The 17,959-nt window shown below is 66.2% G+C and carries 13 protein-coding genes; 6 read left to right on the top strand and 7 right to left on the bottom strand.

The window, feature by feature from the left end; translation table 11 throughout:
* Positions 1-5 precede the first annotated feature (5 nt).
* On the bottom strand, positions 6-1,055 hold the full coding sequence (gene cydB / locus ACFRAH_RS08195; protein WP_377990410.1) for a cytochrome d ubiquinol oxidase subunit II: 1,050 nt from the start codon (positions 1,053-1,055) through the stop codon (positions 6-8).
* 34 nt (positions 1,056-1,089) lie between these two features.
* Positions 1,090-2,691: a cytochrome ubiquinol oxidase subunit I gene (locus ACFRAH_RS08190; RefSeq protein ID WP_377990409.1), complete on the bottom strand. Its 1,602-nt coding sequence runs from the start codon at positions 2,689-2,691 to the stop codon at positions 1,090-1,092.
* 272 nt (positions 2,692-2,963) lie between these two features.
* Here ACFRAH_RS08190 and ACFRAH_RS08185 point away from each other — a divergent pair, with 272 nt between their 5' ends.
* Both ACFRAH_RS08185 and ACFRAH_RS08180 read left to right on the top strand, forming a co-directional pair.
* Complete coding sequence (locus ACFRAH_RS08185; RefSeq protein ID WP_377990408.1) at positions 2,964-3,350, top strand: BlaI/MecI/CopY family transcriptional regulator; 387 nt, start codon at positions 2,964-2,966, stop codon at positions 3,348-3,350.
* A 6-nt stretch (positions 3,351-3,356) separates the two neighbouring features.
* On the top strand, positions 3,357-4,358 hold the full coding sequence (locus ACFRAH_RS08180; RefSeq protein WP_377990407.1) for a M56 family metallopeptidase: 1,002 nt from the start codon (positions 3,357-3,359) through the stop codon (positions 4,356-4,358).
* Positions 4,359-4,437: 79 nt separating this feature from the next.
* On the opposite strand, the gene ACFRAH_RS08175 is transcribed toward ACFRAH_RS08180, so the two are convergent.
* A complete protein-coding gene (locus ACFRAH_RS08175) occupies positions 4,438-6,543 on the bottom strand; it encodes a type IIA DNA topoisomerase subunit B (RefSeq protein ID WP_377990406.1) in 2,106 nt (701 codons plus the stop codon).
* A 224-nt stretch (positions 6,544-6,767) separates the two neighbouring features.
* Here ACFRAH_RS08175 and ACFRAH_RS08170 point away from each other — a divergent pair, with 224 nt between their 5' ends.
* Positions 6,768-6,989: a hypothetical protein gene (locus ACFRAH_RS08170; protein ID WP_111903465.1), complete on the top strand. Its 222-nt coding sequence runs from the start codon at positions 6,768-6,770 to the stop codon at positions 6,987-6,989.
* A gap of 179 nt (positions 6,990-7,168) precedes the next feature.
* Here the strand turns inward: ACFRAH_RS08170 and ACFRAH_RS08165 are convergent, their stop codons facing one another.
* The 4 genes from ACFRAH_RS08165 to ACFRAH_RS08150 form a co-directional block, all read right to left on the bottom strand.
* Positions 7,169-8,443, bottom strand: coding sequence for an RNA polymerase sigma factor (locus ACFRAH_RS08165; protein WP_377990405.1), 1,275 nt, complete (start codon positions 8,441-8,443; stop codon positions 7,169-7,171).
* Between the two features lie 344 nt (positions 8,444-8,787).
* Positions 8,788-10,107 carry a DUF4192 domain-containing protein gene (locus tag ACFRAH_RS08160; protein WP_377990404.1) on the bottom strand — a complete coding sequence of 440 codons (1,320 nt, stop codon included), beginning with the start codon at positions 10,105-10,107 and terminating at the stop codon, positions 8,788-8,790.
* Between the two features lie 133 nt (positions 10,108-10,240).
* A complete protein-coding gene (locus ACFRAH_RS08155) occupies positions 10,241-11,581 on the bottom strand; it encodes a nitrate/nitrite transporter (RefSeq protein ID WP_377990403.1) in 1,341 nt (446 codons plus the stop codon).
* A 93-nt stretch (positions 11,582-11,674) separates the two neighbouring features.
* Positions 11,675-12,613: a proteasome assembly chaperone family protein gene (locus tag ACFRAH_RS08150; RefSeq protein ID WP_377990402.1), complete on the bottom strand. Its 939-nt coding sequence runs from the start codon at positions 12,611-12,613 to the stop codon at positions 11,675-11,677.
* A 246-nt stretch (positions 12,614-12,859) separates the two neighbouring features.
* Between ACFRAH_RS08150 and ACFRAH_RS08145 the strand changes: the two genes are divergently transcribed.
* The 3 genes from ACFRAH_RS08145 to sucB all read left to right on the top strand — a co-directional run bounded on the left by ACFRAH_RS08145 (position 12,860) and on the right by sucB (position 17,878).
* Positions 12,860-14,377, top strand: coding sequence for a leucyl aminopeptidase (locus ACFRAH_RS08145; RefSeq protein WP_377990401.1), 1,518 nt, complete (start codon positions 12,860-12,862; stop codon positions 14,375-14,377).
* A gap of 241 nt (positions 14,378-14,618) precedes the next feature.
* On the top strand, positions 14,619-16,001 hold the full coding sequence (gene lpdA, locus ACFRAH_RS08140) for a dihydrolipoyl dehydrogenase (protein WP_377990400.1): 1,383 nt from the start codon (positions 14,619-14,621) through the stop codon (positions 15,999-16,001).
* A 119-nt stretch (positions 16,002-16,120) separates the two neighbouring features.
* On the top strand, positions 16,121-17,878 hold the full coding sequence (gene sucB / locus ACFRAH_RS08135; protein ID WP_377990399.1) for a 2-oxoglutarate dehydrogenase, E2 component, dihydrolipoamide succinyltransferase: 1,758 nt from the start codon (positions 16,121-16,123) through the stop codon (positions 17,876-17,878).
* The last annotated feature ends 81 nt before the right edge of the window (positions 17,879-17,959 follow it).

Here is a 17,959-nt window from a genome sequence, read left to right as displayed (position 1 = left end):
GCGGGTCAGTCTTTCCTGATGAGGGCTTTGGCTGCGACCGCGGGCAGGAAGCTGTGCGCCTCCGGGATGTGGGCGGCGCTGACGCGGCGGCGGAACACCCAGTACGTCCAGGCCTGGTAGGCGATCACCAGCGGCAGTCCGACGCACGCGACGATGCTCATCAGCCCGAGGGTGTAGTCGGAGGACGAAGCATTGGCGATGGTGAGGTTGTAGGCGGGGTCGATGGTGGATGGCAGGACCACCGGGAACACGGCGCCGAAGATGGAGGCGGACCCGCACAGCAGGAACACACCGGTCGCCAGGAAGGCCCGGCCTTCGTTGCCCTTCCGGGCCTGGGCCCAGGCCACGGCCGCCGCGACCACGGCAACCGCCAGGACAACCAGCGTCCAGGCCTCACCGCTGAGCACCTGCACCCCGATGGCCCAGCCCGCCATCGGCAGGAGCAGGACGGGTAGCAGCCGCACAAACCATTGCCGCGCGCGGTGCCGGACCTCGCCGTCGGTCTTCAGAGCCAGGAAAGCCAGGGCGTGCAGCAGGGCGAAAGCAGCCACCGCCAGGCCGCCCAGCACGGCGTACCAGCTGAACCAGGCCCACGGGCCGCCGTCGCGGTCGCCGTTGGCGTCCAGCGGCAGTCCGGTGGTGGTCAGCCCCAGCGCGGCACCCACGCCGAACGCCGCAACAAAGGATCCGACGGCGATCGCCCAGTCCCAGGTGTTCCGCCAGCGGTCGGTGTCCACCTTGCCGCGGTACTCGAAAGCGACGGCCCGGAAGATCAGCGCGACGAGGACCAGGAGCAGGGGCAGGTACAGGGCGGAGAACAGCGAGGCGTACCAGAACGGGAAGGCCGCGAACGTGGCGCCGCCAGCGGTCAGGAGCCAGACTTCGTTTCCGTCCCAGACCGGGCCGATGGTGTTCAGGAGCACCCGGCGTTCGGTGTTGTTGCGGGCGAAGATCTTCATCAGCATCCCGACGCCCAGGTCGAACCCCTCCAGGAAGAGGTAGCCGGTCCACAGGACCGCGATGGCAATGAACCAGATGGTTGGCAGCAGTTCCATGCTTTGTATCCTCGGGTCTGAGTAGGCGCGGGTCTTAGTAGGCGAAGGCCAGGACGTCGTCGGACGTTCCGGGTTTGCCCGGTCCGCCATCGCGTGGTGTGGCGTCCTCGTTCTCGTCCGCCGGAAATTGGACCAGTTCGGGCATGGCCGAGACGACGCCGCCCCGGACATACTTCACAAGCAGCTTTACTTCCACCACCAGCAGCACTGCGTAGATCAGGGTGAGGACGATGAGGGAGGTCAGGATCTCACCAGCGGATACCCCCGGCGAAACGGCTGCGGCCGTGAACATGAAGACCGGGTCGATGCCGTTGAGGTCCGGGTTGGGAGCCACGACAAACGGCTGCCGTCCCATTTCCGTGAAGATCCAGCCGGCGGCGTTGGCACCGAACGGGGCCAGGATGCCGAACACGGCCAGCCGCATCAGCCAGCGCGACTCGGGCACTGTCCCTTTGCGGGTCAGCCAGAGCGCCACCAGGGCAGCGAGGGCCGCCAGGCCGCCGAACCCGATCATGGCGCGGAAACCCCAGTAGGTGACCTCCATGACGGGAACGTACTGGATCTCCTGGCCGGCGCGGTCACCGTAGATGGGGTTGTCCGGCACGTGCGTTCCGTAGTCAGCCTTGTACTGCTCGATGAGGCTGTTGACCCCCTTCACCTCGGTGGTGAAGTCGCCCTTGGCGAGGTACGAAAGAATGCCCGGGATCTCGATTACTGCCTTGATGTCGTCGCAGTTGCGGGAGCCGACGTTGCCCACGCTCAGGACGGAGAAGCCCGTTCCGTCGTGGCAGGCTGCCTCTGCGGCGGCCATCTTCATGGGCTGCTGCTGGAACATCAGCTTGCCCTGCAGGTCACCGGTGAGGGCCGTTCCGGCAAAGGAGATCATCGCGACGACGGCGCCGATCCGCAGCGATTTAAGCCAGACGGAGTGGTCGGCACGGTCGCGGCCCGGGATGTCGGCAGAGCCGGCGATGACCTTGCCGTCGGCACCGATCGTGTCGATGCCGTCACGGCGACGGCGCCAGAGGTGGTACCAGGCGATGCCCAGCAGGAATCCGCCGGCCACGGCCAGCGCGCCGAACAGGGTGTGCGGCACGGCCACCAGGGCGGTGTTGTTGGTGAAGACGGCCCAGGCATCGGTCATGACCGGCCGGCCGTCGATCATTTTGACGCCGACGGGGTGCTGCATCCAGCTGTTGGCCACAATGATGAAGTAGGCGGAGAAGAAGGAGCCGACCACCGCGATCCAGAGGCACGCGAGGTGGACGCCCTTCTTCAACTGCTTCCAGCCGAAGATCCACAGGCCCAGGAAGGTTGACTCGACAAAGAAGGCCAGAAGCGCCTCGAGGGCAAGCGGGGCGCCGAAGACGTCTCCCACGAAGCGGCTGTATTCACTCCAGGCCATGCCGAACTGGAATTCCTGCACGATGCCCGTGGCCACGCCCATGATGAAGTTGATGAGGAAGAGCTTTCCCCAGAACTTGGTCATCCGGAGGTAGGCAGGATTCGCGGTCCGGTACCAGACGGTCTGCATCACCGCGACCACCAGGCCGAGGCCGATGGTCAGCGGGACCATCATGAAGTGGTAGACGGTGGTGATTCCAAATTGCCAGCGTGCGATTTCCAAGGCGTCCAAGGCGGTCCCTACTTACGGTTGGGTCTAGCTCTCCAGCGCTGTTTTCTACACAACGTAGAACTTCAACTTCTACAGAGTGTAGAACACAGCTCGAACACTGTAAACACGGTTGCACGCCCTCGGGACGAACGCAATCATCCGCGACGCGCCGTACGTTCTACCTCATGTAGAAACGCGGCGCCAAACGCGATAGATTTGAAGTTGCAGTATTGGAATCACAGCACGGGCCGGTCAGCCGGCCATGGGCAGTGCGTTGTCAGAAGGATGTACAGATGGCAAGTCTTGGGGAACTGGAACGGGCGGTCATGGACCTGCTCTGGGCTGGCCACGAAGCAGCCACGGCCAACACGCTGCGGGACATGCTCGCGCAGAGCACGGCGGCGCAGGGCGGAGCAGCAGGGCACGAGGGCAAGGACCTGGCAGTGACCACCGTCCTGACGGTCCTTTCGCGCCTCGAAAAGAAGGGGCTCGTGGAACGCGAACGCGGCATGCGGCCGCACCGCTACCAGGCTGTATCCAGCCGCGAGGACCACACCGCCGAACTCATGCACGAAGTGCTGGGATCCGCTCCGGACCGCGAGGCCGTGCTGGCCCGGTTCATCGGTTCGGTGACGGAAAGTGAAGCCGAGACGCTGCGCAAACTGCTTGGCCACAGCTAACACCTGATGTTCTGGACCTCATATTTCCTGGCGGTCCTGGCGATAGTACTGGCCTGGCCGGTACCTATCCTTCTTTCGCGCGCTCACTGGCCGGCGCGCGACCCTTTTACGGCCATGGTGCTGTGGCAGGCCATCGCCCTTGCCGGTGGGCTGTCCATGATCGGCGCCATGTTGGTCTATGGCCTCGAACCCGTTGGCGACAACCTGGTCGCGGGCCTGCGCGCGCTGGCAGGCATGGTGCTGTTTGCGGCGCCCACCACCGCGCTGGGCTTCTGGCATGTCTTTGCGCTCTCCGCAGCGGCCCTGCTGACGGCGCACCTCGTCTTCACGCTGCTGCTCACCTATTACAAGATCGAGCGCCAGCGCAGGCGGCACCGCGAACTGCTGGCCCTCCTGGCCTCGCCCTCCGACGACGGGCCCGGCACAGTGGTCATCAGCCATGATTCACCGGTGGCGTACTGCCTGCCCGGCGGCGCCCGGTCCGTCACCGTTCTCTCCGACGGGCTCATGGCCGCCCTCGAGCCGGCGGAGCTGCGGGCCGTCCTGATTCACGAAAACGCGCACCTGACCCAGCGCCACCACCTGCTGCTGTGGGCCTTCGCCGCCTGGCGCCAGGCGCTGCCGTGGCTGCCCACGACCCGCCTGGCCCAGGAAGCCGTGAACTCGCTGATCGAGATGCTGGCGGACGACGTTGCCCTCAAGACGGAGAGCAAGGCAACGCTGATCAAGGCGATTGCAATCGTCGCGAGCGGGTCGGCGGCGCCCCAGGGGGCCGCCGACATGGAACCGGCAGGGCTTACGGGCGCAGGCATGGCCGGTGCAGGCCTTCAGTTGCCGGACGGCGCCGGCGGTTCCGGCGCGGCGGGCACGACGGCGTCACGCGTCAGCCGCCTGCTCTCTCCCAAGCCCCCGCTCGCCGGCGGCCTCCGGGCGGCTGTCCTTGCAGTGTGCACGCTGCTGCTGGCGATGCCCACCGCCCTGCTGATCGTTCCAGGCCTGCTGGGCTGAGCCTGCTGCGCTGCCTTTGTTGGCAGGGCCCGCCTCATGCAGGCCCTGCGTTATGCGGGCTGCGTTAGGGCGCCTGCCGTCAGGCGTCGATGCGTTCGCGGTCCAGGCTGGACGCGCCGGCGATGATGAAGTCCTTGCGCGGCGCGACGTCCGATCCCATCAGCAGGTCGAAGATGGCCTCCGCCTGCTGGGCGTTCTCGATGTTAACCTTGCGGAGCATCCGGTGCCGGGGGTCCATGGTGGTTTCGGCCAGCTGTTCTGCGTCCATCTCGCCCAGGCCCTTGTACCGCTGGATGGGTTCCTTGTACTTCCGGCCTTCGGCGGCGAGCTTCGCCAGCAGGGTGTGCAACTCTGCCTCGGAGTAGGTGTAGACCATCTCGTTGGCCTTCTGGCCGGGATTGATGACTTCCACCCGGTGCAGCGGCGGCACCGCAGCGAACACCCTGCCCTCCTCCACCATCGGCCGCATGTAGCGGAAGAACAGCGTGAGCAGGAGCGTGCGGATGTGGGCGCCGTCGACGTCGGCGTCGGTCATCAGGATGACCTTCCCGTAACGGGCCGCTTCGATGGCGAAGCTGCGTCCAGAGCCCGCCCCCACCACCTGGATCAGCGCCGCGCATTCGGCGTTCGAGAGCATGTCTCCCACCGAAGCCTTCTGGACATTGAGGATCTTGCCCCGGATCGGCAGCAGGGCCTGGAAGTCCGAGGAGCGCGCCAGCTTCGCCGTGCCGAGCGCCGAGTCACCTTCGACGATGAACAGTTCAGACCGGGCGACGTCGTCCGTGCGGCAGTCGGCGAGCTTGGTGGGCATCGACGACGACTCGAGCGCGGTCTTGCGGCGCTGCGTCTCCTTGTGGACGCGCGCCGAGATGCGCGACTTCATCTCGCTGACGATTTTTTCCAGCAGGAGCGCCGACTGCGCCTTGTCGTTGCGGTTGGAGGAGTTGAGCTTGGCGGCGATCTCCTTCTCCACCACGCGGGCCACGATGGCCTTGACCGCCGAGGTGCCGAGGATTTCCTTCGTCTGGCCCTCGAACTGCGGCTCGGCGAGCCTCACCGTCAGGACCGCGGTGAGCCCGGCGAAGATGTCGTCCTTTTCGATCTTGTCGTTGCCGGCCTTGAGTTTCCGGGCGTTGGCTTCCACCGTCTTCCGGAACGTCTTCACGAGGGCCTGCTCAAAGCCGGCCTGGTGGGTGCCGCCCTTCGGGGTGGAGATGATGTTCACAAAGCTGCGGACCGTGGTGTCGTAGCCGATGCCCCAGCGCAGCGCCACGTCCACTTCGCAGTCGCGTTCCACTTCGGCGATCTTGCTGTGGCCGCGCTCATCCAGCACAGGGACGGTTTCCTTGAACTTGCCGGCACCGTGCAGGCGCCAGACATCCGTGACACCGGAATCGGCGGCGAGGAACTCCACGAACTCGGAGATGCCGCCGTCGTGATGGAAGACTTCCTCGTGCATGCCGAGTTCACCGGGTGTACCGGGGAGCTTGCGCTCATCCCGGACCGTGATTTTCAGTCCCGGTACGAGGAAGGAGGTCTGGCGCGCGCGGGCCGCGAGTTCCTCGTAGGAGAACCGGGCATCGGGCGTGAAGATCTGGGTGTCCGCCCAGTAGCGGATGCGGGTACCGGTGACGCCGCGCTTGGCCTTGCCGACGACGTCGAGGACGGAGTCTTCGACGAACGGAGCGAAGGTGGCGGCCGGGTTTGGCCGGCCGTTGTCGTCGAAGCGGCCGGGCTCGCCCCGCCGGAAGGACATCCTGTAGGTCTTGCCGCCCCGGTCCACTTCGGCGTCGAGACGTGCCGAGAGCGCGTTGACGACCGAGGCACCGACGCCGTGCAGGCCGCCGGAGGCGGTGTAGGAGCCGCCGCCGAACTTACCGCCGGCGTGAAGCTTGGTGAAGACCACCTCAACGCCGGTAAGCCCCGTCTTGGGCTCGACGTCGACGGGAATGCCGCGGCCGTCGTCGTGGATCTCTACAGAGTTGTCCGCGTGCAGGATGACCTTGATGTCATGGCCGAAACCGGCCAGCGCCTCGTCGACTGAGTTGTCGATGATTTCCCAGAGGCAGTGCATGAGGCCGCGGGAGTCCGTGGATCCGATGTACATGCCGGGGCGTTTGCGCACGGCCTCCAGCCCCTCCAGCACCGAAAGGTGGCGGGCGGTGTAATCAGAACTCGGTGCCACAGGTGGTGAACTCCTTCAGGGATGGGCCGGCCAGGCGTTAAATGGCTCCCTCTAGCCTAGTCCCGCCGCCGCCAAACACCTGACTGCCACACCCGACACGGGCCCCAACTCCCAGCGTTCGTTACGCACACGTGATACGCGGACAGCGAAAGTGACCCATCCTTGCCATGGTTTGTCAGCGAATGCTGGTTATATAGATGTACAGATCTACTAAGGAGGCCGACATGACAACAGCAGTTGCCGACCGCACGCTAACCGCAGCTGACCGGTGTGACCGTTGCGGAGCGCAGGCATACGTCCGGGTTGTACTCGAGTCCTCCGGAGGTGAGCTGCTCTTCTGCGCCCACCATTCACGCGCCGTCGAAGCGACCCTGAGGCCGCTCAGCTCCGACTGGCACGATGAGACGGACCGGCTGCACGAAAAGGCTCCGGTTCCGGTCGACTAGACAACACAGCTCAAAGCAACACAGCTCAAAGCCAGGATCCCCAAGCGGGGGTCCTGGCTTTTTTCTTTGCCGCGCTCAACAGGGTACGACAAAGGCCAGGCCTGCCGCCGGGTGTTCCGGCAGCAGGCCTGGCCTTTGTTCGCGTTTCCCAGTCCAGTGACTACTGGCCCAGTGTGTTCCTAGTCCAGGTAGTCCCGCAGCACCTGTGACCGGGACGGGTGGCGGAGCTTGGACATGGTCTTGGATTCGATCTGACGGATGCGTTCACGCGTAACGCCGTAGACCTTGCCGATTTCGTCTAAAGTCTTCGGCTGGCCATCCGTGAGGCCGAACCGCATGGCAACAACGCCGGCTTCGCGCTCGGACAGGGTGTCCAGCACGGAGTGCAGCTGTTCCTGCAGCAGGGTGAAGCTCACAGCATCGGCCGGCACCACAGCTTCGGAGTCCTCGATGAGGTCACCGAACTCGGAGTCGCCATCCTCGCCAAGCGGGGTGTGCAGCGAGATGGGCTCGCGGCCGTACTTCTGGACCTCGACGACCTTCTCGGGGGTCATGTCGAGCTCGAGCGCCAGCTCTTCGGGCGTGGGTTCGCGGCCCAGGTCCTGCAGCATCTGGCGCTGGACACGGGCCAGCTTGTTGATGACTTCCACCATGTGCACCGGGATACGGATGGTGCGGGCCTGGTCCGCCATGGCACGGGTGATGGCCTGGCGGATCCACCACGTGGCGTACGTGGAGAACTTGAAGCCCTTGGTGTAGTCGAACTTCTCGACGGCACGGATGAGGCCGAGGTTGCCTTCCTGGATGAGGTCCAGGAACAGCATGCCGCGGCCGGTGTAGCGCTTGGCCAGCGAAACCACGAGGCGGAGGTTTGCCTCCAGGAGGTGGTTCTTGGCGCGCTTGCCGTCGTGGATGATGAACTCGAGCTCGCGCTTGTACTTCGGTTCCATCGAGCCGTCGTCGGCGGCAATCTTCTCTTCGGCGAACAGGCCGGCCTCGATGCGCAGCGCGAGGTCGACTTCCTGTTCGGCGTTGAGGAGGGCTACCTTACCGATCTGCTTCAGGTAGTCCTTGACGGGGTCGGCGGTGGCGCCGGCCGACATGACCTGCTGCACAGGTGCGTCGTCGTCGTCGGCGTCAGAGTAAACGAATCCCGAACCGGTAGGCGCTGCGGCTTCCTTGCCGGCCTCGTCGGGTTCATCGACCAGATCAGCGGTGTCGGGCTGCGCGTCGTCGAGGTCCTCCTCGACTTCCGCATCGGCATCGTCATCGGTTGAGCGGCTTCCGGCAGCTTCGGCGGCAGCCTTGGCTCCGGGCTTGGGTCCGCGCTTCTTGGGCTCGGGCTTCCCAGCGGCACGGGTGGCTGCACGCTTGGCGCTGGATGCCGCCGGCTTTTCCTCGGCAGTATCAACGGCCAGGGCGGCGGGTTCCTTCTTCGCGGAAGACGGGGTCACAGAAAACCTTTCTAGCGGCGGTCTGTGGAGTCACCTTCGGGCAACACCACTATGACCCTGTCAAGTCCGTGATTGACATCAGATGCAACCGAACGACAGAGCCACTAAGTAGAACTGCCGGGGCGGCCGCAATGTTCCCGTTTGGGATCCACTGCAAGCATTTGATTCACGGACCCAACCGGGTCTCGGCCTCCATTGTCTCATGATTTTCCGCGCCACGGGCCGAACGGGCCGTAATAAGCCCCGCTGGTGGGGCGCGGCGGCTTTGACTTACCCGTGTCCATGGGGCAACTGATCCTGACGTCCGCCCCTGGGCGACGTCTGACCCTGGGCGACATCTGACCCTAGGCGGCATCCGAGCCGAATTTCTGCCACGCGGCCTCGCGGCGCCCGGCCCAGCCGCAGATTGTCCCTCGGCGCACAACCTCGGACAGCAGCTCGGCCAGCCGGTATCCGGGGCTGGCTTCCAGTGCCCGGGTCAATGACGCGTGCGCAAAGGAACCTCTCCCCCGGCACCATTCGATCCAGCCGCTCGCCGTCAGCGCCGCGGCCCGCGCCTCGCCCCCGCCGCACGACGACAGCTCCCGCATCAGAGCCTCGAGTCGTTTCAGCGCTTCCCAGTCCGGCACCCGTGGACTCAGGCCCAGCAGCACTTCGCCGTAACCGGGCAGGGCCTCCGGGTCGCAACCGGAAGCCGCTGGGCGCCCGGGGCTACCGGCGGCCGGGTGCTGTTCGGGCAGCGGCGGCCGGGACACGGGCAGCCCGGTGCCCGCGGAGAAAATCCCGAAGGCTTCCGCCCCTGCGGCCGCCGCGGCACGCCCAGCTGCGGCCATTACCAGGACCGCGTCACGCCAGGCCGGAACACGCAGGGACGCGCGCAGGAACCCGGCAAGTTCGGGTTCGAGGCCGCCGCCCGGAACGGCAACAAGTGGACCCACCTCATGGGGGCCTGCCTCAAGTGGACCGCCACCCGGTGGACCAGCTTCAGGCGGAAGGGGCTGCAGCGCAGCCTCCCAGGCATCGAGGACGGCGTCGAGCTGGGCCCGAAGAGTTCCCTTCCCCACGAGGGCCCGGGTCCAGTCGCGCTCGGCTGCGATGACAGCGGCATCGTCCGCGGCGGGTGTGTCCACGCTGCCGGGCGCTGCGGCCCCGGGCGGCGCACCGACGCTGCTGCCCAGATACACCATCTCCGCGTTGAGCCGGCTGTCGCGGATTTCGGTGACGGGGCGTCCCGGCGGCGGGCAGCAGCTGCTGTCTGTGCAGTACACGTTGCGCCAGTACTCTTCGCCGACCAGCCAGGCATCCCGGACCGGCATGCCGGACAGTCCGAGCGCGCATTCAAGGTCGGCCAGCAGAGGCCGGAAGGACCGCGCCGCTGTTTCTTCACTGCCGGCGTTGTCAAATCCATCCCCGGCAAAGAAGACCAGCAGTGTGCCGTCGGCTTCCTTGTCCGCGAGAAGGTACTCCGCCACAGTCCTGGCGAATTGCTCCCGGCCGCGGCGGCCTCCGCCCTCCGGAAGGTCGACGCGAAGCGTCGCTCCGAGCCGCTTGCCCTGCATGGTCATGGCCACGAGGCTCTGCGAAGGCCAGTAGCCCAGACTGTGCGGAATGTAGCCAAGAATGTCTTCGGGACCGCTGATGGTGAGATGCTCCGGTGCTGTCATGAGAACAGCTTCCGACGGCGGTCAGGGCCTGTGCGACATGCGTCTGCCGTATGTGGACAAGCCGGTCCGTGACGGGTCTGTTGAGGAACAGTGGCGCCGCCGCAGCAGCAGGGCCTGTCAGCGGCAACAGCGCCTAATCGCGGGACGGGGTCCTGCGGCGGGCGACCCGTTCCCGGCGTTGCTGGGCCATGGCCTGCAGCAGCGGCGGCACCACAACGCCCTGGGCAGCCATTTGCCGGCGGACCTTGCGGCGGACCACCAGCATGGCGATGGATCCGACGCCGAGGAGCAGGAAGTGCACGCACAGCGCAATGCGGAACGGTTCCAGGCCATACAGCTCCCCGCGGGAAAAGCCCGTGGAGTTGAGGATGTCCAGGACTGCACCGATCAGGTAGATGGCCATGAGCGCGGCGAAGAATCCGCCGACGTTGACAATCCCCGTCGCGGTGCCGATCCGGTGCGCCGGGTTGAAGGTGCGGGCAAAGTCGAAGCCGATCATGGAGCCCGGGCCTCCGATGGCCAGCACCACGATCAGGACGGCCAGCAGCCACAGCGGCGAGCGGCCGGGATACAGCAGCACAGCCGCCCAGGCCGCAGCGGTGGCACCGACGAGGAGCAGGACCATGGTGGAGCGCCGCAGGGGGTGCCGGGCAACAAAACGCCCGATCAGCGGCCCGGCCCCGATGGCGCCGGCCACGTAGAGCGACATGAGCGAGGCGACGGTTGCGGCGCTGAGCCCCTGCGCCGAAATCAGGAACGGGTAACCCCAGGTCATGGCGAACACCGTGCCGCTGAACTGGATGGTGAAGTGGCTCCACATGCCCAGCCGTGTCCCCGGCTGCTTCCAGGCGCGGGACAGCGAGACACCCGTGGCGCGCAGCCCCTTGGCCGCCTCCTGCCTGGCCGTGCCGGGCGGCATGTCCTGGAGCATCAGGACCACCAGCACGACGGCGACTCCGGAGAATCCCGCCAGCGCAAGGAATGCGGGGGTCCAGCCCGCCGCGTGCAGGATGAAGGCGAACGGCACCACGCTCAGCAGCTGGCCGAGCTGCCCGGACATGCCGGTCAGCTGGGTCAGCAGCGGCACGCGGGCGGGCGCGAACCACAGCGGAATCAGCCGGATGACGGAGATGAAGGTCATGGCGTCACCGGCACCCACGAGAACGCGGCCCAACACGCCGGCCGGCACGCTGTCCGCGAATGCCAGCTGCAGCTGGCCCAGGCCCATCAGCAGGGCACCCCCGGCGATCATGGCCCGTGACCCGAAGCGGTCCACCAGCACGCCCACCGGAATCTGCAGGGCGGCATACACCAGCAGCTGCAGCACTGTGAAGAAGGAGATGGCCGAGGCGCTGGCGTGGAACCGCTCGGTGGCTTCGAGGCCGACCACACCGAACGACGTACGCTGCGTCACAGCCACCAGGTACGAGAAGATGCCGATGGACCAGATGAGCCAGGCGCGGGGTGCAGTCACTCTTCAATTATCCTCAGCCTGAACAAAAATACTATTTATTTTGCCCATTTTTAGCTGCGCAGTGACGAGTCTTATGCACCCCAGTGACGGGGCTTACGGGGCGGGGTTCTCCCGCGCCAGGTAGGCCTCCACAGCTGCACCCAGGGCGTCGCCGTCGGGCAGTTCATCGTTCTCGTTGGCGAGCAGGGACCGGCGCACCGTGCCCTCCGCCTTCTCGTCGTAGCGGGCCTCGAGCCGGGACACCACCTGCTGGACTTCCTCCGACGCCTCGATCTGCTCGGCAATCTGCCGGCCCACCTCGCGGCCGGACTCGCGGAGCCGGTCGGTCGGCAGCATCAGCGATGTGGCGGCGCCAAGGTACTCGAGCCCGGCCACAGCCGCAGTGGGGTACTCCGCCTCGGCGAGGTAGTGCGGCACGTGGATGACGTACCCGGCCACATTGCGTCCGGCGTCGGCCAGGCGGAGTTCCAGGACATGCCCGACGGCGGCAGGAACTTCCACAGTCGGCTTCCAGGAAGAGATGCCTTCAATGAGCTCGGGCCGGTTGCCGTGCACGGTCACGCCCACCGGGCGGGTGTGGGGCACAGGCATGGGAATCGAGTGGATCCAGGTCACCAGGTTGACGTCAAGGGCTTCGACGATCTGCACCACGGCGCGGGCGAACCGTTCCCACTGCAGGTCCGGCTCGAAGCCGGCGAGGAACAGGAAGGGCTTGCCCAGCCCGTCAACCAGCCGGTACAGGGCCAGGGTGGGCGGCTGGTAGTCCTGCAGATGGTCCTCGACGAAGGTCACATGCGGGCGCCTGGACCGGTAGTCCATCAGCTGGTCGGCGTCGAACACCGCAACGCGTTCGGAGTCGAGCGTGTCCAGCAGTTCGTCGGTGATCTGCCGGACCACGTGGCCGGCGTCGGCGAAACCGGTGAAGCCCATTACCAGGTTCAGCCCGCGGAGCTCAGGGTTATGGAACAGCCCAATGTTCTTGGCGTAAAGCGCGTCGGGGTCCAGCAGCGAGCCGGAAATCCTTTCAAACACGGCGAGTTCCTTTCGTGGTCGGGGTTACTCTTCATAACGCCGGGGAGAGCGGCCTCATTCCTCAGGCAGCTGTGGCGCGGCTCTCAGCCGATCCGGCGGACCGGCACCTCCGTCCGCCATGGCGCGGCCAGTGCGAACCGCGCATCGAGGAAAACGGGCAACCAACCGAGCCCGGGACTCCCGAGAGACTACGATCGGAAGTGGCTTCCTGCCCGAACAATCACAGAGAATTGAGGACCGATCCTCGTGGTCAAGAATACTGAAATCAACCTTAGTGTCATTGCAAGGGACCTGAAGAAGGCGGCAAGTGACGCAGTGGTCATCGGCGTCGGACAGGGCACCGACGGCCCGTTCCTGCTGGACAACCCGCTGACTGCCAAGTCCGTCGAGGCCCTGGCCGACTCCCTGAAGGTTCTGGGCATCACGGGCGCCGCAGACCAGGCGGTCCGCCTTCCCGGCCTTCCCGAGACGGGTTCCGGAATCCTGGTGCTGGCCGGCGTAGGCAGGGTCGACGCCGGCGGAAGGGCATCCGGCGAAGCACTGCGCCGTGCTGCCGGCTCCGCCGTCCGCCAGCTCGCCGGCCTGTCCTCTGTGACACTGGCTTTCCCGACGGCGAATGTCGCCGACGTTGCCGCCGTCGCCGAGGGTGCCGCGCTGGGCGCGTACTCCTTCACCGAGTTCCGTTCGTCCAAGGATGGCCTCAAGGACCCCGTGGCCGACGTCGCAATCTTCACTGAAGTGTCCGCCGACAAGGATCTGAACGCTGCCCTCGACCGTGCCCGCCTGCTGGGCAAGGCTGTCAACGCCACCCGCTCGCTCGTGAACCAGCCGCCGAGCCACCTCTACCCCGAGTCGTTCGCCGACGCCGCCAAGGAGCTGTCAAAGGGGCTGCCGGTCAGGGTCACGGTGTGGGACGAAAAGCGCCTCGAAAAGGAGGGCTTCGGCGGCATCATGGGTGTGGGCAAGGGCTCGGCCCGGCAGCCGCGCCTGGTCAAGGTGGAGTACTCCCCCGCCAAGGCCACCAGGAAAATCGCCCTGGTCGGCAAGGGCATCACCTTCGACACCGGCGGTATTTCCATTAAGCCGGCCCTCGGCATGGGCGACATGAAGAGCGACATGGCGGGCGCCGCCGTCGTCCTTAATACAGTGCTGGCCATCGCCGGCCTGGGGCTGCCGGTCAAGGCGACCGCCTGGCTGTGCATCGCCGAAAACATGCCCTCCGGCGCCGCCTCCAGGCCCGCCGATGTGCTGACCATGTTCGGCGGCAAGACCGTGGAGGTCCTCAACACCGACGCCGAAGGCCGCCTGGTCATGGCCGACGGCATCGTCGCGGCAAGCCAGGAGTACCCGGACGCCATCATCGACGTCGCCACCCTGACCGGCGCACAGCTGATCGCGCTCGGCAACCGCACCGCCGGCATCATGGGCGCCGACAGCGTGACCGGCCCGCTGAAAGCCGCTGCTGACCGGGCCGGCGAACTCGTGTGGCCCATGCCGCTGCCGGAAGAACTGCGTCCCAGCCTCGACTCGCAGGTGGCGGACATCGCCAACATCGGTGAGCGCCACGGCGGCATGATGACTGCGGCCGTGTTCCTGCGCGAATTCGTGGGCAAGGACAAGAACGGACAGAGCATCCCCTGGGCGCACATCGACATCGCCGGGCCGTCGTTCAACAACGGTGCGCCCTACGGCTACACGCCGAAGCAGGGCACCGGCTGCACGGTCCGCACGCTGGTTGCCTACGTCGAGGATCTCCTGGCCTGACCCGCTGTGCCGCGCGGCTGTGTAGCGGCGTGATCCGCCCGCCACACAGCCGCGTGACACTCGACACAAGCGCTCCACAAAAGCACCGGCAAGGTGGAGCATGGATAAGTGGTTCGCTAAGGTGAACCACGGTAGTCACAAATGAAAGGGAAAAGGCCTGCTGGCATAATCACGGCAGAGCAATTTCCAAGACCAGATGATGCGTACTCTCGTGTCATCGTTCACGCGAGGGAGCGTCTAAGTGGCCGATCAGGCAACTGCGCAAGAATTCGACATCCTGGTACTCGGTGGTGGCAGCGGCGGGTACGCCACGGCTCTCCGGGCCGTTCAGCTTGGCTTCACCGTTGGCCTCGTGGAGAAGGGCAAGCTCGGCGGCACCTGCCTCCACAACGGCTGCATCCCCACCAAGGCGCTGCTCCACTCGGCCGAACTGGCAGACCACGCCCGCGACTCCGCCAAGTACGGCGTGAACGTGACGCTCGACAGCATCGACATCACCGCTGTCAACGCCTACAAGGACGGCATCATTGCCGGCAAGTTCAAGGGCCTGCAGGGCCTCATCAAGTCCAAGGGCATCACCGTCATCGAGGGTGAAGGCAAGCTTCAGGGCACCGACACCGTCGTCGTGAACGGCACCGCCTACAAGGGCAAGAACATCGTCCTCGCGACGGGTTCCTACTCCCGCACGCTGCCGGGCCTGGAAATCGGCGGCAAGGTCATCACCTCCGACGAAGCCCTCACCATGGACTACATCCCCAAGAGCGCCATCATCCTGGGCGGCGGCGTGATCGGCGTCGAATTCGCTTCCGTCTGGAAGTCCTTCGGCGTTGACGTCACGATCGTTGAAGGCCTGCCCTCCCTCGTTCCGAACGAGGACGCCACCATCGTCAAGAACTTTGAGCGCGCCTTCAAGAAGCGCGGCATCAAGTTCTCCACCGGCGTCTTCTTCCAGGGCGTTGAGCAGAACAACGACGGCGTCAAGGTCACCCTTGTGGACGGCAAGACCTTCGAAGCCGACCTCCTGCTCGTGGCCGTGGGCCGCGGACCGGTCACCGCCAACCTCGGCTACGAAGAGGCCGGCCTGACCATCGACCGCGGCTTCGTCATCACCAACGAGCGCCTGCACACCGGTGTCGGCAACATCTACGCCGTCGGCGACATCGTCCCCGGCGTGCAGCTGGCGCACCGCGGCTACCAGCAGGGCATTTTCGTCGCCGAAGAGATCGCCGGCCTCAAGCCCGTCATCGTCGAAGACGTCAACATCCCCAAGGTCACCTACTCCGAGCCGGAAATTGCGACCGTCGGCTACACCGAGAAGGGCGCCAAGGCCAAGTTCGGCGACGACCAGGTCGAAACCCAGGAATACAACCTCGCCGGCAACGGCAAGAGCTCCATCCTCGGCACCAGCGGCATCGTCAAGCTGGTCCGCCAGAAGGACGGCCCCGTCGTGGGCGTCCACATGATCGGCGCCCGCATGGGCGAGCAGATCGGCGAAGCCCAGCTGATCGTGAACTGGGAAGCCTACCCCGAGGACGTGGCCCAGCTGGTCCACGCCCACCCGACCCAGAACGAGTCCCTGGGCGAGGCGCACCTGGCCCTGGCCGGCAAGCCCCTCCACGGCTAATTCGTTCCGCAAGACAACAAGGGCCCGGTGCACCAGGCTCGAACAGCAGGTGCACCGGGCCCGAACAATGCAGCAATTCATCCGCACTTTTTTAGATCAATAAGGAGAACGGGGACGACATGTCTGAATCCGTTAACTTGCCCGCCCTCGGTGAGAGCGTCACCGAAGGAACTGTCACCCGCTGGCTCAAGCAGGTGGGTGACCGGGTAGAGGTGGACGAACCGCTGCTCGAGGTATCCACCGACAAAGTAGACACCGAAATCCCCTCTCCGATCGCCGGCGTCATCGAGGAAATCCTCGTCGCCGAAGATGAGACCGCTGAAGTCGGTGCCCCGCTGGTGCGCATCGGCGACGGCTCGGGCGGCGGCGCGGCCGAAGAGGCACCCGCTGCGGCCCCTGCCGAAGAAGCACCGGCTGCTGCCCCCGCCGAAGAGGCACCTGCCGCTCCTGCTGAAGAGGCCCCCGCGCAGGAAGCACCCGCTGCCCAGGCAGCACCCGCATCCTCCGGCGAAGGCCACGAGGTCACCCTCCCCGCGCTCGGCGAGAGCGTCACCGAAGGCACCGTCACCCGCTGGCTGAAGGCCGTTGGCGACACCGTTGAGGTGGATGAGCCGCTGCTCGAGGTTTCCACCGACAAGGTGGACACCGAGATCCCGTCCCCCGTGGCCGGCACGCTGCAGGAGATCCGCGTCAACGAGGACGAGACCGCCGAGGTTGGTTCTGTCCTCGCCGTGATCGGATCCGGCGCCGCAGCTCCTGCTGCCGAGAAGCCCGCCGAGGCTCCCGCCGCCCCCGCCGCGGAACAGCCGGCACCGGCAGCCGAGAAGCCCGCCCCCGCCCCGGAAGCAGCCCCCGCAGCTGCACCGGCTGCCCCGGCACCCCAGGCTGCTCCGGCGCCTCAGGCAGCCCCCGCACCGCAGGCCGCTCCGGCTTCCCAGGCTGCAGGCGCAGAGTCCGGCTACGTCACTCCGCTGGTCCGCAAGCTCGCCAACCAGCACGGCGTGGACATCTCCTCCGTCTCCGGCACCGGCGTCGGCGGCCGCATCCGCAAGCAGGACGTCCTGGCCGCTGCTGAGTCCAAGGCTGCTCCGGCCGCCGCAGCGCAGGCAGCCCCTGCCGCAGCGTCCGCTGCTCCGTCGGCTGCAGCTTCCTCGCTGCGCGGCACCGTGCAGAAGGCACCGCGCATCCGCCAGGTCATCGCCCGCCGCATGCGCGAATCCCTTGAGGTCTCCACCCAGCTCACGCAGGTGCACGAGGTCGACATGACCAAGATCGCCAAGCTGCGCCTCAAGGCCAAGAACTCGTTCCAGGCCCAGAACGGCACCAAGCTGACCTTCCTGCCGTTCATTGCCAAGGCTGTGGCCGAGGCCCTGAAGCAGCACCCGAAGCTGAACGCCGCGTACGACGAGGACAAGCAGGAGATCACCTACCACAACGCCGAGCACCTGGCGATTGCGGTGGACACTGACAAGGGCCTCCTGGTTCCGGTCATCTCCGACGCCGGCAACCTCAACCTCGCCGGTCTCGCCGGCAAGATCGCTGACGTCGCCGGCCGCACCCGCGACGGCAAGATCGGCCCGGACGAGCTGTCCGGCGGCACGTTCAGCATCACCAACATCGGCTCGGTCGGCGCACTGTTCGACACCCCGATCATCAACCAGCCGCAGGTCGGCATCCTCGGCACCGGTGCGATCGTCAAGCGCCCCGTCGTGGTCCAGGACGAGAACGGTGACGACTCGATCGCCATCCGCTCCATGATGTACCTGTCCCTCACCTACGACCACCGCCTGGTGGACGGTGCGGACGCGGGACGCTTCCTGCAGACGCTGAAGGCCCGCCTCGAAGAAGGCGCGTTCGAAGCGGACCTTGGACTGTAACTGACAGGACTGTAACCAACAGCCACTAACGACGGCGGTGCGGGCGCCGGTGATTGCCACCGGAAGTCCGTGCCGCCGTCG

Origin of the sequence: Arthrobacter sp. NPDC056727 (genome assembly GCF_042790555.1) — a bacterium.
Classification (GTDB): domain Bacteria; phylum Actinomycetota; class Actinomycetes; order Actinomycetales; family Micrococcaceae; genus Arthrobacter.
Note: the sequence above shows the minus strand (reverse complement) of the source record. Positions and strands in the feature narration are given on the sequence as shown.